The organism is Dactylosporangium sp. McL0621, from assembly GCF_049995355.1.
In the GTDB taxonomy this organism is placed as follows: Bacteria; Actinomycetota; Actinomycetes; order Mycobacteriales; family Micromonosporaceae; genus Dactylosporangium.
This window is the reverse complement of record NZ_CP188259.1, coordinates 6877550-6892501: the sequence shown is the minus strand read 5'-3', so window position 1 is coordinate 6892501 and position 14952 is coordinate 6877550. Positions and strand designations below refer to the sequence as shown.

At 73.2% G+C, this 14952-nt stretch carries 9 protein-coding genes and 1 pseudogene; 3 read left to right on the top strand and 7 right to left on the bottom strand.

From position 1 onward, the window contains the following. Positions 1-47 precede the first annotated feature (47 nt). The 3 genes and pseudogenes from ACPPVO_RS32500 to ACPPVO_RS32490 form a co-directional block, all read right to left on the bottom strand. Complete coding sequence (locus tag ACPPVO_RS32500; RefSeq protein ID WP_426502360.1) at positions 48-1745, bottom strand: cellulose binding domain-containing protein; 1698 nt, start codon at positions 1743-1745, stop codon at positions 48-50. A gap of 183 nt (positions 1746-1928) precedes the next feature. After that, entirely contained in the window at positions 1929-2954 is a 1026-nt protein-coding gene (locus ACPPVO_RS32495; RefSeq protein WP_426502359.1) for an arabinofuranosidase catalytic domain-containing protein, read from the bottom strand. Positions 2955-3010: 56 nt separating this feature from the next. After that, positions 3011-3352 (bottom strand): annotated as a pseudogene (locus ACPPVO_RS32490) (cellulose binding domain-containing protein); the annotation flags it as partial. Between the two features lie 140 nt (positions 3353-3492). Here ACPPVO_RS32490 and ACPPVO_RS32485 point away from each other — a divergent pair. From ACPPVO_RS32485 to ACPPVO_RS32475, 3 genes are all read left to right on the top strand, one after another. Then, complete coding sequence (locus ACPPVO_RS32485; protein WP_426502358.1) at positions 3493-4530, top strand: LacI family DNA-binding transcriptional regulator; 1038 nt, start codon at positions 3493-3495, stop codon at positions 4528-4530. 172 nt (positions 4531-4702) lie between these two features. Further along, positions 4703-6091 (top strand): endo-1,4-beta-xylanase, encoded by a 1389-nt coding sequence (locus tag ACPPVO_RS32480; RefSeq protein WP_426502357.1) that lies wholly within the window; start codon positions 4703-4705, stop codon positions 6089-6091. A gap of 260 nt (positions 6092-6351) precedes the next feature. Beyond that, positions 6352-7338, top strand: coding sequence for a Clp protease N-terminal domain-containing protein (locus tag ACPPVO_RS32475; protein ID WP_426502356.1), 987 nt, complete (start codon positions 6352-6354; stop codon positions 7336-7338). Positions 7339-7342: 4 nt separating this feature from the next. On the opposite strand, the gene ACPPVO_RS32470 is transcribed toward ACPPVO_RS32475, so the two are convergent. The 4 genes from ACPPVO_RS32470 to ACPPVO_RS32455 all read right to left on the bottom strand — a co-directional run bounded on the left by ACPPVO_RS32470 (position 7343) and on the right by ACPPVO_RS32455 (position 14924). Then, positions 7343-9052 (bottom strand): ABC transporter ATP-binding protein, encoded by a 1710-nt coding sequence (locus ACPPVO_RS32470; RefSeq protein WP_426502355.1) that lies wholly within the window; start codon positions 9050-9052, stop codon positions 7343-7345. Further along, positions 9049-10713, bottom strand: coding sequence for an ABC transporter transmembrane domain-containing protein (locus ACPPVO_RS32465; protein ID WP_426502354.1), 1665 nt, complete (start codon positions 10711-10713; stop codon positions 9049-9051). Before ACPPVO_RS32465 ends, ACPPVO_RS32470 begins: the two co-directional genes overlap by 4 nt. 7 nt (positions 10714-10720) lie before the next feature. After that, complete coding sequence (locus tag ACPPVO_RS32460) at positions 10721-12337, bottom strand: AAA family ATPase (RefSeq protein WP_426502353.1); 1617 nt, start codon at positions 12335-12337, stop codon at positions 10721-10723. A gap of 220 nt (positions 12338-12557) precedes the next feature. Further along, positions 12558-14924, bottom strand: a complete 2367-nt coding sequence (locus ACPPVO_RS32455) for a penicillin-binding protein (RefSeq protein ID WP_426502352.1) — start codon at positions 14922-14924, stop codon at positions 12558-12560. Positions 14925-14952: the final 28 nt, after the last annotated feature.

Below are 14952 nucleotides of genomic sequence, written 5' to 3'. Positions count from 1 at the left end.
AGTGCGGCCCCTCCGTTGCCGGAGGGGCCGCATTTTTCGGGTCGCGGTCAGGCCACGGTGCAGGGGATGCCGTTGAGGGTGAAGGCGGTCGGCTCGGCGGTGTTGCCGGTGTGGGTGGCCTGGAAGCCGATGTCGATGGTGGCGCCGGGCGCGAGCGTGCCGTTGTAGCTGAGGTTGCGGGCGCTGACCTGGCCGCTGGAGGGCGCGAAGGTGGCGTTCCAGCCGGAGGTGATGGCCTGGCCCGAGGGCAGGGTGAAGGCGAGCGTCCAGCCGTTGATGGTCGAGGTGCCGGTGTTGGTGATGCCGATGCTGGCCGTGAAGCCGTTGTTCCACGTGCTCATCGTGTAGGTGACCCGGGGGCCCGTGCCGCCGCCGCTGGGCGACGGGCTGAGCGAGGGGCTCGGCGAGACGGGGACCGAGGGGCTCGGCGAGGTCGTGTCGCCGAGGGCGGCCACGAACGTCATCGCGCTGCGGGCGGGGAGCGTGACGGTCAGGGAGCCGTTCGACATGCTGAGCGCGCTCTGCGGGGCCACGTTGCGGCTGGCGTCGGTGAGCCAGTTCGCGACGCTGCCCGACGCCGTGGTGTTCGCAAGGGTGAACTGCTGGGTCACCGCCGAGGTGTTCTTGTTGACGGCGACGATGACGACGGTGTTGCCGCCGCGGTACGCCGAGACGAAGACGTTCGACGCCGGGTTCGCGGTCGCGTCGATCCGCACGTATCCGGGGCGTACGAACCGGGCGAACTGCGCCATCATGGCGCCGCGCTTGCTGATCTGGCCGTCCTCGCGCATGGGGCCGTAGCTGCGCCGGATGGTCCACCAGATGTACGCCTGGAACTCGGCGTCGACCATGGCGTGGTGGATGTGCTCGCCCACGTCGAGCGCCTGCGGCCAGAGGTCCCCGGAATCGGAGCTGTTGGGGTAGTACACCTCGGTCATCCAGAGCTCCTTGCCCGCGCCCTTCTGCTTGAACAGCGGGTACGGGAAGTTCGCGTAGGACGTGCCGTAGAGGTGGGCCCCGATGATGTCCACGTTGGCCAGCGCCGTGGGGTCGTTGAGGATCGGGTCCGACATGGACTTCACGTACTGGAACGACTCGGGCGCGATGACCCGGGTGCTGATCGAGCCGGCGTTCTCCCGCAGGAAGCGGACGATCTCGGCGGAGGTCCACCACGTCCAGTCCGTGGCGTAGTCGGGCTCGTTCTGCACCGAGATGCCGTAGAGGTTCACCCCGTTGGTGCGCATGTACGAGGTGAAGTCGTTCAGGTGCTGGGCGTAGGCGCCGTACGAGCTGTACCTCAGGCGCTTCGCGTTGGTCTGGCTGCCGTGGGTGAACGTCTCGATCATGCTGGCGGGCGGGTTCCACGGCGAGGCGATGACGGTCGCCCCGAGCTCGACCGCACGCTTCGCCGTCGCCAGGTCACGGCTCCAGTCGGACTGGTTCTCGCCGACGGGGATCCGCAGCAGGGAGAACCCCAGCTGGCCGTCGCCGCCGCCGAACGCCGTGGTCCGCTGGGCGGCGGTGAGGTCACCGATCCAGGCCGCGTGGGCCATGCCGCCGAAGCCCCGGATCGTCTGCCGCGGCGCCGACGGATTGATGTTCGCCGCGGCGGCCGAAGCGTCCGTAGCCAGCAGGACCGACCCCGCGACCGTGAGGACCGGCACGGCCCCCATCGCCGTCAGGACGGTGCGCCGGCTCAGCATCCTGCGCTCGCCGGCCGGCGGCTCGTTCCGATCTTGCGTCATGTCTCGTCCTTCGATCGTTACCCGTTAGCGCTCACACGGTATGGTTTCGCCGTCGTCGCGCGTCAAGGAAAGGCGCACAGGGGCGCATGAATGGATTGCTCCAGCGTGAAAGTTTCCATTCGAAAAAGGGCGCCGACTTTTTCGATGCGCGCGGCGTAACCCATTTCTTCGAACGGATCGGCGTCAGCGGTAGCCGGCGGCCACGATGTTCGCCTGCACCGCGTTGTCGGTCGCGTCGGACGGGTACCCCGAAACCATCGCGCCCTCGTAGAACGTGCCCGCGCTCTGGTTCGTGTTCGTCGCGCAGCAGTCGCCGCCGCTGCCCAGGACGATCGCGCCCTGTTTGCGCATCGGGCTGTACCCGCGGGGCAGCGCGCCGTCCCACAGCGTCGTCAGGCTGCCGGCCTGGGCGTTGCTGCCCTTGATGGCGAAGCGCGAGGTGCCGTTGTTCTTCAGCATCGCGGTCACGTACTTGTTCGCGAACGCCCGCTGGTTCGGGTTCCACGACGAGCTGCCGCCCGGGTAGAGGCCGTACTCGAGGTCGGCCTGGACCCACGGGCCGCTGCCGGAGCAGCCGCCGAACCAGCAGCTCGTGCCGAAGTAGATGGCGTCCATGGCCCCGGCCCCGTCGGCGCGGCGGGTGGTCTCGCTGTTGCCGTAGTCGAAGCAGCAGCCGCTGTTGACGTGCGTGCCGCTGGCGACCATGTACATGCCCTCCGGGGCGCTGCCGGTCGGCACGCCGGTGGCGGCGCCGTTGCGCCAGTAGCTGTTGCCGGCGTTGATGTACAGCGAGTACGCCTTGGCGCTGCCCACCGTCAGCGACTCGCGGGTCGCGCTCGCCGGGGTGTCGGCCCCGCCGGCCCCGCCGGGCCCCTGGTAGGCCAGGTCGTTGCCGTGGCCGGACTGGTCGAACAGGATCGTCACGACGCACGACGTGCCCGCGCAGAAGGCGTCCTGCGTCGCGGCGTTGGCCACCCCGCCCGGCGCGAGCGCGGCGATGTTGCGCGTGGCGTTGTCGGAGGAGCGCCGCACCTGGTACAGGTTGCCGCCGTACGAGCCGTAGAGCGCCCGGACCGTGCTGTGCGCGGCGATGCAGGGGGTACCGCCGGCGGCGTAGAGGTCGCACGGCCCGCTCGACCCCGGCGGCGGCGGGGTCGTGCTGCCCGTCGGCGACGGCCGCCGGATGTGGGGGTGGTGCCGCCGGTGCACGTGACGCCGTTGAGCGCGAAGCTCGCCGGTGCGGGGTTGGTGGCGGTGTAGCTGCCGTTGAAGCCGAACGAGACGGTGGCGCCGGTGGCGATGGCGGCGTTGTACGAGACGTTGGTGACGGTGACCGCGGTGCCGGACTGCGCGGCGGTACCGTTCCACAGCTGGGTGATGCTCTGCCCGGCGGCGAAGGTCCAGGTCAGGTGCCAGCCGTTGACCGGGTCGCCGAGGTTTGTGACGTCGACGGCGGCGCCGAAGCCGCCCGGCCAGGAGTTGGTGACGGTGTACGTGACGCGGCAGCCGGTCGTGGCCGCGGAGGCGAGCTGCGCGCCGGCGACGGCGGCGCCGGTGAGCAGGAGGGCGGTGGCCGGGATCAGCGCCCACCGTCTGGATCGTGGCATGAGCACACCCCTCGGGATATTCGCGAACGTGTATGCGGGAGTGTTAGCGCTCACTTTTGCGGTGTCAACCGACGCCGCGGCGCGACCACCAGGGAGGCGTGCGCATAACGTTTTTCGGCGGCTCCCGTACACTCGCCGGTGTGATCGACAGGCATCTGCCCGCTCCGCGCGTGCGCTGGCGCGGCGACCTGTCCGTGGCGAAGATCGCGCAGCTCGCCGGGGTCTCCCAGCCCACCGTCTCCAAGGTGCTCAACGGCCGGGCCGGGGTCGGCGAGTCCACCCGCCGGCGCGTGGAGGATCTGCTGCGCGAGCACGGGTACCGCCGACCGGCCGGTATGCCCGCGACCGCCGGCCTCGAGGTGCTCTTCTCCGGGATGCTCAGCTACATCGCGGTCGCGGTCATGGGCGGCATCGAGGACGTGGCCGCGGCCCGGGACCTGACCGTCGGCTTCACCGACATCAAGCGGCGGGCGGCGGCCGGGCAGTCGTGGATCGAGCCGCTGCTGCTGCGCCGCCCCGTCGGGGTCGTCGCCGCCTTCGCCGGCTTCACCGCCGAGCATCTCGAACTGCTCGACGGCAACGGCATCCCGGTCGTGACCCTCGACCCGATCGGCGACCTGTACCCGACCCCATCCGTCGGCTCGAACAACTGGAGCGGCGCGCTGGCCGCCACCCGGCACCTGCTGGGCCTGGGCCACCAGCGCATCGGCGTGATCACCGGGCCGGTCAAGGACCTCGCCGCCCGGGCCCGCCTCGACGGCTTCCGGGCCGGCCTCGACGCCGCCGACGTGCCGTTCGACGAGCAGCTGCGGCGCAGCGGCGTGCTCACCTTCGAGGACGGCCGCGACCTCGGGCTCGAGCTGCTGCGGCGGGCCGACCCGCCGACCGCGGTGGTGTGCGGCAACGACCTGCAGGCCCTCGGCGTGTACGAGGCGGCCCGGATCGCCGGCCTGCGCATCCCCGGCGACCTCAGCGTGGTCGGCTTCGACGACATCGAGCACTGCAACTGGGCCGGGCCGCCCCTGACCACCGTGCACCAGCCGTTCGCCGAGATGGGCGCGGCCGCCGCGCGGCTCGTGCTCGACCTCGCCGCGGGGGAGCGCCCGGGCCAGTCCCGGATCGAGCTCAGCACCGCGCTCGTGGTGCGCGGCAGCACCGCGCCCCCGCCGACCAGCTGAAACTTTCAGGTCGCCCCGACCGCCCGGACCACGGGTCACCAGCAACCGGATCTCCGGCTCGGTATCGAGCGCATTGACGCCTGTCGTGTGAGCGATAACATTCGCGAATCTCATTCGCCAGAACGCCCGTACCGCTGCTCAGACCGCAGATCCGAGAAGGGAACCCTTCCGCATGTCGCGAATCCCCCGAGGCCGACACAGCCGTGTGCGCCTCGCCGTCACGCTCGCCGCGGTGAGCGCGGTCGCCGCCGGCGCGGCGATCGCCCTCGCCTCCGGGGCCGACGCCGGTACCACGCTGGGCGCCTCGGCCGCGGAGAAGGGCCGGTACTTCGGTACCGCGGTCGCCGCGGGCAAGCTCAGCAACAGCCAGTACACCGGCATCCTCGACCGCGAGTTCAACATGATCACGCCCGAGAACGAGATGAAGTGGGACGCGACCGAACCGTCCCAGGGCCAGTTCCGCTACACCTCCGCCGACCAGATCGTCTCCCACGCCCAGTCCCACGGGCAGCGGATGCGCGGGCACGCCCTGCTCTGGTACCAGCAGGAGCCCGGCTGGGCCCAGAACATGTCGGGCACGGCGCTGCGCAACGCGATGATGAACCACGTCTCGACCGTGGCCGGACACTACAAGGGCAAGATCTACGCCTGGGACGTGGTGAACGAGGCCTTCGCCGACGGCGGGGGCGGCGGGCGCCGGGACTCGAACCTGCAGCGGACCGGCAACGACTGGATCGAGGTCGCGTTCCGCACCGCCCGGGCCGCCGACCCGGGCGCGAAGCTCTGCTACAACGACTACAACACCGACGGCGTCAACGCCAAGAGCACCGGCGTGTACAACATGGTGAAGGACTTCAAGGCGCGCGGCGTGCCGATCGACTGCGTCGGCTTCCAGTCGCACCTGGGCGGCCTGCCGCCGTCGGACTACCAGGCGAACCTGCAGCGCTTCGCCGACCTCGGCGTCGAGGTGCAGATCACCGAGCTGGACATCTCCGGCTCCAACCAGGCCACCGCCTACGCCAACGTGGTGAAGGCCTGCCTGGCCGTGTCGCGCTGCGCCGGCATCACCGTGTGGGGCATCCGCGACAGCGACTCGTGGCGCACGGGCGAGAACCCGCTGCTGTTCGACGGCAACGGCAACAAGAAGGCGGCGTACACCTCCGCCCTCAACGCCCTCAACGGCCCGGGCAGCACCGTGTCGACGCCACCGGTTTCGTCGCCACCGGTTTCGTCGCCGCCCGTGTCCACGTCGCCGTCCTCGCCGGGCGGCAACGGCTGCACGGCGACCGTGTCGCTCAACCAGTGGCAGGGCGGCTTCGTGGCGACCGTGCGCGTCACCGCGGGTACCGGCGCGATCAACGGCTGGACCGTGAACCTGACCCTGCCCTCGGGCGCCGCGATCACCGGCATCTGGAACGCCAACCGCAGCGGCGACACCGGCGCGGTCCGGTTCACCAACGTGGCCTACAACGGCCAGGTCGGCGCGGGGCAGTACACCGAGTTCGGCTTCCAGGCCACCGGCACGGGTTCGGGCATCACCCCGGGCTGCTCGGCCGGCTGACTTTACGCAAGACGGGGTTCCGCGCCGGCTGATGGCGGGCGGCGGCGGAGGCCCGATCCCCGTGGCCGTGCGGTTGGCAGACCGCACGGCCACGGGCTTTCCCGGCATCCCGGGACGAGGCGGCCGTGACCGCGGGTGAACGCAGGCCCGGCACGTGACCTCGACGGGCCCCGGCGCGATGATTGACGCATGAGCGGGCTCGGTGGCTCCGTGTTCCAGGCCCTGCTCGGGGCCGGCCGGCCGAAAAGGGGACGGGTCCGGTGACCTCCACGGCCGTCCTGGCGCACCTGGCCCGCTGGCCGGCGCCCGACGAGGCGCCCGTGGTCAGTCAGGTGGGGCTCGCACTGCGAACCGACGGTGGATGGCCGCCCGCGCCGGAGCCGGCCGGCACGTCCGACCACGTCGGGGCGGACCGGGTCTCCGCGGTGCTGCGGGAGGCCCGATGGCGGCTGGCCGAACGGCAGCCCGTGGATCGGCCGGTCGTCGGCTGGCACCCCTCGGTCGCCGCGGCGCTCACGGCCACCATCGCCGAGGCGCGGAGCGCGGGCGTCGACCGCGCCGGTCCGAACCACTTCATGGTCGGCCTGCTCGGCACCGGCGACGAGCAGGCCCCGTTCGCGGCGTCCCTGCGTGCCGACCCGTCGTGGCGGCAGCCCGGGGAGCCCCACGTCCCGCTGGTCAACCGGCTCGACATCACCGAGGAACTGGACGAACGCAACGGCCGGCTCCTGGCCTGGCTCGGCCGGCGACTTCGCCGCGGCCGGGCCCGGCGCACCAGGTTCGGCGGCACGCTGGCCCCGAACCTGCTCGACGAGGCGGCACGGCAGGCGGTCCGCGCCGGCAACGGCACGGTCACGCCGGCGCATCTGGTGCTCGCGGTCGCGTCGCTGCGGGCCCAGCTCGACGCCTCCGGCCGCTCGCTGCGCGCGGCGGTCGCGCCGTGGAACGCCGCCGTGGAAACGCTCGGCCGGCACGGCGTGACGCTCGAGCGGGGTGCGGCCGCGCTGGCGCCGGACCCGCAGCAACCGATCCGTCCGGAGTGGACGGGCGAGGCCGAGGCGGCCGTCGAGCGATCGGTCGCCCTGGCCGCCGCGGCCGGCGACCCGGAGGTCGGGTCGTCGCACCTGACGATCGCCGCACTCGAGCACGAGGCCGCCGCCGCGCTGCTCGCGACGATCGGCGCCGATCCGGCCGCCGTCCGCGCCGAGCTCGAGACCGGGATGGCGCGCGGTACCGGCGGACGGTAGCGGCTCAGCCGTGCCACTGGCGCCAGAGGCGGGCGTACGGGCCGTCGCGGGTGATCAGGTCGTCGTGGGTGCCCAGCTCGATGATCCGGCCGCCGTCCATCACCGCGATGCGGTCCGCGTCGTGGGCCGTCTGCAGGCGGTGCGCGATGGCGATCACCGTGCGGTTGTGCAGTACCGCGGCCAGGGCCCGCTCCGCCGCGCGCGCCGCGCGCGGGTCCAGCAGGGCCGTCGCCTCGTCCAGGATCACCGTGTGCGGGTCGGCGAGCAGGACGCGGGCGAGCGCCAGCTGCTGGGCCTGGGCCCCGGTCGGCGGGTGCTCGCCGAGGTCGGTGTCCAGGTCGCCCGCCCAGTCCGCGCCGACCGTGCGCAGCGCCGCGGCCAGGCGGTCGTCCGGCGCCGGCACGATCAGGTTGTCCCGGACCGTCTCGCGGAAGACGTGGTGCTCCTGGGTCACCAGGACCACCTGCCGGCGCAGCACATCCGGCGGGAGCTCGGCCACGGCGACGCCGCCGACGGTGACCGTGCCGGTGTGCGGACGGTCCACGCCGGCCAGGAGCCGGCCCAGGGTGGACTTGCCGGCGCCGGAGAGGCCGACGATCGCCAGCCGTTCGCCGGGCTGGACCGTGAGGTTCACGTCGTGCAGCACGTCCGGGCCGCCCGGGTACGCGTAGCGGACGCCCCGCACCTCGATGCGGTCGCCGTCCGGGACCGCGGTGGCCGTCACCGGGTCGGCCGGCACGACGGCCAGGCCCTCGACCCGGGCGAACGAGGCGCTGCTGCTCTGCAGCTGCTCCAGCCAGATGAGGATGGTGTCCATCGGGCCGATCAGCTGGCGCAGGTACAGGGTGGCGGCGACGACCGTGCCGAGCGTCACCCGGTCGTCGCGGTACAGCAGGCCGCCGATCAGGAGGACCAGGACGACCGGGACGTTGTAGGAGCCCTCGGCGGCCGGGAAGTACACCGACCGCAGCCGCAGGGTGGCCAGCCGGCTGCGTCTGGTCCGGGCGATCGCGGCCCGGCCCACCGCCAGCCGGGAGCGGTGCAGGCGGAAGGCCTCGATGGTGCGCGCGCCGGCGGTGGTCGCGGCCAGCTCCTCCGCCAGCTCCGAGTTCGCGGCCCCCTCCTCCAGGTACGCGGTGCGGGCCCGGCGCAGGTACCAGCGGCCGGTGACCACGATCCCCGACAGCCCGAGGAGGCCGGCCAGCCCGAGCAGCGGGTCGAGCAGGAGCACCGCCGCGACCAGCAGCAGCGCCTGCATGCCGGCCACGAACACGCCGGGCAGCACGTCGCGGAGCGTGCCGGCGACCGCGTCCACGTCGCTCGTGCCGCGGGCGGCCAGGTCGCCGGGCGGGACCCGCTCGATCACCGAGGCGGGCAGGCTCAGCGCGCGGCCCAGGAAGCCCGTCCGGATGCGGGCCGCGGTGCGCTCGCCGAACCGGTACCCGAGCAGCAGGGCCGTCCGCGCGAGGACCGTCTGGGCCAGCGCGCACAGCAGGACGGCGCCGGCCAGCAGGTCGATCCGGGCCGCGGCGCGCGGTCCGGTGACCGCGTCGATCATCCGGCCCAGCAGGTAGGGCGGGCCCAGGGCGGCCACCGCCGCCAGCACGTTGAGCAGGAGCACGGCCGCCGCGGCCCGCTTGTCGGCGGCGATCAGCCGGCCGGCGGCCCGGGCGACCTGGCGGGCGTCCGCGATCGGCAGCGTCGGGGCGCTCACGACGCCTCCTCGGCCGCGGCGAACGTCCGGCTCACGAGGTCGCGGTACCCGGGCTCGCGCTCCAGCAGCTCGCGGTGCGTTCCCGAGGCGGCGACGCGGCCGTCGACGAGGTAGTGCACGACGTCGGCCCGGTCCAGCAGCACCGGCGACGTGGTGGACACCAGGGTGCCCCGGCCGGTGCGGGCCGCGGCCAGGCGCTCGGCGATGGCCGCCTCGGTGTGCGCGTCCACGGCCGAGGTGGGGTCGGTCGCGAGCAGCATCTCGGGGTCGGCGGCCAGGGCCCGGGCCAGCCGGACCCGCTGCCGCTGGCCGCCGGAGAGGTTCCGGCCGTCGCGTTCGACGACGTGGTCGAGCCCGGCGATGTCGGTGGCGACGGCGGCGCCGATCGCCCGGCGGATCGCGTCGTCGCCGGCCCCGGTGCCGCCCGCGACCACGTCCCGCAGCGCCCCGGCGAACAGGTGCGCGTCGTGGTCGGCGACCAGGATCCGCTCGCGTACCGCCGGCTTGGCGACGTCGGCGATCCGGTACGGGCCCCAGGTGGCGGCGGTGTCGGCGAACCGGCCGAGCCGGTCGATGATCACGGCCCCGTCGTGGGGGCGGGCCGAGGCCAGCATGGTCAGCCGGCCCGGCTCGGCGACCACGCCGGACTCCGGGTCGCGCAGGACCGCCGGGCCTGGCGGGGCGGCGCCGTGGCCCGGCTCCTCGACGGGCAGCCGGAGGAACCCGATGATCCGCCGGGCCGCGATCACCCCGCGGCTGACGTCGCCCGCGCTGAAGATCAGCATCCAGGTGGGTACCACGAGGATCGCCACATACCCGTAGACCGCGACCAGTTCGCCGACGGTGAGCTCGCCGCGGACCGTCAGCCGCGCCGCCAGCCAGGTCACCGAGGCCAGGAAGATCGTCGGCAGGCCGTCGCCCAGCGCGGTGATCCAGCTCAGGGGGGCGCCCATCCGGTACCCCTCGGCCCGGACGGCCTCCGACTGGGCGGCGTAGCGCTGCCGGTGCGCGTCCTTGCCGCCGAGGCCGTTGAGGATGCGCAGGCCGCCGAGCACGTCGACCAGCCGCGCGGCCAGCCGGCCCTGCCGCTCGCGGTACTCGCCGCCGGAGGTGTTGAGCCGGCGCAGCAGCGGCCCGAGCACCGTCGCGAGCACGACGACCCCGGCCGCCACGACCAGGGCGATCATCCCGGACACCCGGATGAGCAGCGTCATCACGACAACGTAGGCGACGATCGCGCCCACGCCCGGCCCGGTCACGGTCAGCGCCCGCGCGACCAGCCACACGTCGCCGATGCCGATGGTCACCACCTCGCCGGCGGTGATCCGGCGGGGGAGCGCGGCCCCGAGCGCCACCCCGTGGGCCATGACCGCGTCGGCCGTGCGCAGCGCGCCGTCCAGCCGGATCTTGGTCATGGTCCGGTGCCGGAGGATGCCGAGCACCGCGTTCGCCACCCCCACCACGAAGATGGCGCCGGCCCAGGCGACCAGCGGGCCGGTCTGCCGCGGGCGCAGGCCGCGGTCGATCGCCTGGGAGATCAGGTACGGCGTGATCGCCAGGCTGATCATCCAGAGCGAGCTCCACAGCGCGCCCAGCGCGACCCGTCGCTTCTGCCGCCACACCAACCATCCCAGGTACTGTCCCGGCCCCCGTGTCCGCATATGTTCATCATCGCCGATGAGCCGCGGTGTCGAGGGACGGCCAGCGGTGCGCGGCCCACTCGGGCCAGCCGGGCCAGCCCGGCGGCGGCGGCGGAACCGGTGCGCCGTAACGCATCTCGGCGGCGTCGGGCGCCTGGAACAGGGTCCGCCACTCGTCGACGTCGGCCTCGGTCATGGGGAACGTCGTGTGCGGCGCGGTCGCCTGGCGGTGGGCGATCCGGGCACGCTGGACGTCCCGGTCGACCGGCAGGTAGATCACGCGGCTGGACGCCCCGGCCGCGGCCGCCAGCCGGCGCAGCGCCGACCGTTCGTCGCGGCTCCAGAGCCCGAAGTCGAGCACCACGCTGGTCCCGAGCCGCAGCGCCTGCAGGGCCACCGTGATGAGCCGCCCCTCCAGTACGTCACGTTTGCCGCCGGCCTCGGGGTCGCCGAACAGCGGGATCATCCACTCGTCCGGGGTCAGCCGCAGCGCGCGGTGCGCCACGGCCAGCTCCCGGGCCCGGGTGGACTTGCCGGCGCCCGGCAGCCCGACCATCAGGAGCAGCTCGGCGCGCGCGGGGCGGCGGCGTCCCCGGAGCGCGAGACGCCTGACGGAGAGGTGGCGGCGGCGTCCCTGGGGCGCGAGACGCCTGACGAAGGGGTGGCGGCGGCGTCCCTGGGGCGCGAGACGCCTGACGAAGGGGTGGCGGCCGCGTCCCCGGGGTGCGAAACGCCTGACGAAGGTGCCCGCGGCCAGCCGGTCCGCCACGGCGAGGAACCTCGCCGCCTCCGCACGGTCGCCGAGGCGCAGGACATGCAGGCCGGTGGAGACGAGCTCGGCGTACGCCCACTCCCAGATGGCCTCCGGGCCGACCCCGGTGAGCCGGCCGAGCCGCCGGCAGGCGCGCCGGTCGAGAAGGCCCGGCACACCGCGGGCCAGGATCACGCCGAGGTCGTGCGCGGGCTCGGAGTGCAGCCCGCCCGGGTCGATGAGCGCGAAGTCCTCCGACCCCGGCCTCTGCAGAGCATTGAAGGCATGGACATCCCCGTGTACCAGCACAGCCCGGCCGGGATCGAAGGCCGCTTCCCGCGCGGCGGCACAGCGGACGGCCAGGCGCACGGCCGCCGCCGAGCACGGCCGTCCGAGGGCCTCCCACGTCTTCGGGATGAAGTCCGCGTGCCAGCGGGCCGCCTCCGCCGCGGTGGGCAGCCGGCCGCCGGTGGGCAGCCGGCCGCCGGCGGGGACCGGGCGCCATCCCCGGGCCGCGGTGCGCGCGAGCGCCGCCAGCTGACGCGGGGCCGGCCAGCCCAGGGCGGCCAGCGGCGGGCCGAGGCGCTCCAGCAGCAGGGCCCGGCGTGGCCCGTCGTGCCGGATCAGCCGGGCGTACGGGTCGCCGCCGGCGAGGCGCAGGGCGGCCAGCTGCCGCTCGAAGTCGGCCGCCGGGATCGACACCTTGAGGACGGCCGGCGTCCCGTCGATCGTCGTCGCCTCGGCGACGTAGGCGGTCCGGCCGCCGTCGAGCCGGGCGCCGAGGGTGATCGACCACTCGGCGGCGAGGCCGGCGAGCAGGCCGGGCAGCCCGGCCCGCCAGGCCTCCCCGATGGGCCCCCGCGCGCGCAGCGACAGCCCGACGCGCTCGGACACGGTGACTGGTGGAAGTGCCGGCACAGCTCTGCTCCCCGGATCACGGCAGGACCCGGCAGCACAGCGAGACACGCGATTCGGCTGCCGGAGGACACTGATCCGGCGGTACGCCCTGAGGCCGCGGTTACCTGAACCGCGATACCGCCGCTAAGCGGCGGCGCGGATGTTCATGGCGGCGGAGCAACCCATGAGATCACGATAGCCGACGGGCCCGGCGCGGTCACGCGGGCTGGCCGTTGCTGACGACGAGCTGGACCGGGCCGCCCTTGGTCGTGGCGCCGGCCGGGTTGGTGCGGTCGACGGTGCCGGCCGGGCACTTCGAGGCGACCTGGCCGGCCGCGACCGTGACCGCGAAGCCCGCCTTCGCGACCTTGTCCCGGGCCTGGTCGACCGCGAGGCACCTGACCGACGGGATGTCCACGAGCTTGCCCTGGGACCGGTCCTTGTTCGGCGGCGTGAACTTGACCTCCGGCTGGCCGGCCAGGCCGTCGCGCAGCACGCCGAGCGCCGCGTAGTTCACGGGCGCGTGCAGCATGTTCTTGTCGGTCTCGGGCCAGTCCGGGTCGGTCAGGAAGCCCGACACCGCGAGCTGCTTGGTCATGACGGTGAACGTGGCGCTCTTCTCCGAGTCCGTGGTACCCGACTTGCCGGCGATCTGGCGCTTCACGAAGCCCCGCGCGTACTGCGCCGTGGCGCCGTTGCACTTGCCGTTCGCGGACTGGTCGCCGACCGGGCAGCGGGCCATGTCCACGGCGGCGCGCGCGACCTCGGGGTCGACGGCCTGCTTGCACTTGGGATCGAGGCCCTCGACCTTCTTGCCGCTGTTGTCCCTGACCTCGAGGATCGGGGTCGGCTCGCAGTACAGGCCGTCCGCGGCGAGGGTGCCGTAGGCGTTGGCCAGCTGCAGCGGGGTCGTCGCGGAGACGCCGAGCGTGAAGGCGCCCCACTGCTTCGGGTCCCCGGCGAGCTTGGCGTCGTCGGGGGCGTTGAACTGGATGCCGAGGCGCTTGGCCACGTCGACCACGTGCTCGACGCCGACCTGCTGCTCCAGCGGCACGAAGAACGTGTTGATGGAGCTGCCGAACGCGGTCCACATGTTGTACGGGCCGGACTGCCCGTTGGAGTTCTTCGGGCAGTAGTGCGCCCCGTTGCACGCGGCGGAGCTGCCGGCGCTGATCGGGAAGTCGGAGACGAACTGCTTCTCCGTCTGGATCGTCGTGGCCAGCGGCAGCCCGGCCTCGAGGGCCGCGACCGCGGTGAAGATCTTGAACGCGGAGCCGGCCTGGTAGCCGGGGATGTCCGCGTCACCGGTGATGATCGGCACCGTGGTGTTCGGGTAGTTGCCCTTCTGCCCGCGCTTGCCGGGGTTGGTGTTCTCGCGGTTGCCGGTCTGGTCGTTGCTGAAGGTCCGGTTGGTCGCGAGGGCGGTCACCCGGCCCGTGCCGGGCTGGATGGCGGCCAGCATCAGCGCGTTGGGCGAGCCGAGGTGGACCTGCTGGTTCTTGGCGACCTCGCTGGGCTGCTCCTGCGCGTACTTCGCCGCCGCGGTCTGGGTCTGCAGGTCGAGCGAGGAGACGACCGTGTAGCCGCCGGACCGCAGCCGGTTGGCGCGCTGGTACTCGTCCTCCCCGAACACCTTCTGGTCGCTCCACCAGCGGCGCAGGTAGTCGCAGAAGAAGCCCGCATCGAGCCCCGGGCGCTGGATCGACTCGCAGCCCTCAGGAGTGCGCTTGCCGGTGACGGTGAGCTTCGTGCCGCTCGCGGCGTCGGCGGCGGCCTGGTCGATGTAGCCCATCGCGGCCATCTGGTTCAGCACGTACTTCTGCCGCTTGACCGCCTCCGGGTAGCCCTTCTCGGTGGCCGGGTCCATCGTGCCCGGCGCCTTCACCAGACCGGCGATGAGCGCGGCCTCGGGCAGCGTGAGGTCCTTGGGGTCCTTCTCGAAGTAGACGTGCGCGGCCGCGAAGACGCCGTAGGCGCCGTGGCCGAAGGGCGCGATGTTGAGGTACCGCTCCAGGATCTCCTTCTTGGAGAACTTCTTCTCCATGGCGATCGCGTACCGCATCTCCCGCAGCTTGCGCGTGGAGGTCTTGTCGGTCGCGTTGACCACCTCCTGCGGCGTGCGCGCGGAGTAGGCGATCGCCTGCCGGACGTACTGCATGGTCAGCGTCGAGGCGCCCTGCTCGGTCCCGCCCGCGTTCTGGTTGGCCACGAACGCCCGCGCGACGCCCTTCACGTCCACGCCCCGGTGCTCGAAGAACCGGTTGTCCTCGGCCGCGACCATCGCCTGCCACATCACCGGGGCGACGTCGTCGATCTTCACGTCCCGGCGGTTCTCGTCGTACATCATCGCCAGCAGCGTCTTGCCGTCGGAGGCTTTGACGTACGTGATCTGCGGCGAGGGCAGCACGTCGATGTCGGTCGGCAGGTTCTCGAACGTGTCGGACCCGGTCTTCGCGGCCAGCCCCGACATCGCGATCGCCGGGAACGCGGCGGCGGCCACCACCAGCCCCGCCAGGAGCCCACACAACAGCAGCGACGCCGCATTGGGCAGCAGGCCATGCTTGCGAATCCGTACCCGGGCCACGCGTCGTCCCCCTGTGTCATGCGGCGTC

Excerpts from the sequence above, each read along its gene's own strand:
- ACPPVO_RS32500 (WP_426502360.1), bottom strand. The coding sequence starts at position 1,745 with ATGACGCAAGATCGGAACGAGCCGCCGGCCGGCGAGCGCAGGATGCTG.
- ACPPVO_RS32480 (WP_426502357.1), top strand. The coding sequence starts at position 4,703 with ATGTCGCGAATCCCCCGAGGCCGACACAGCCGTGTGCGCCTCGCCGTC.
- ACPPVO_RS32465 (WP_426502354.1), bottom strand. The coding sequence starts at position 10,713 with ATGCGGACACGGGGGCCGGGACAGTACCTGGGATGGTTGGTGTGGCGG.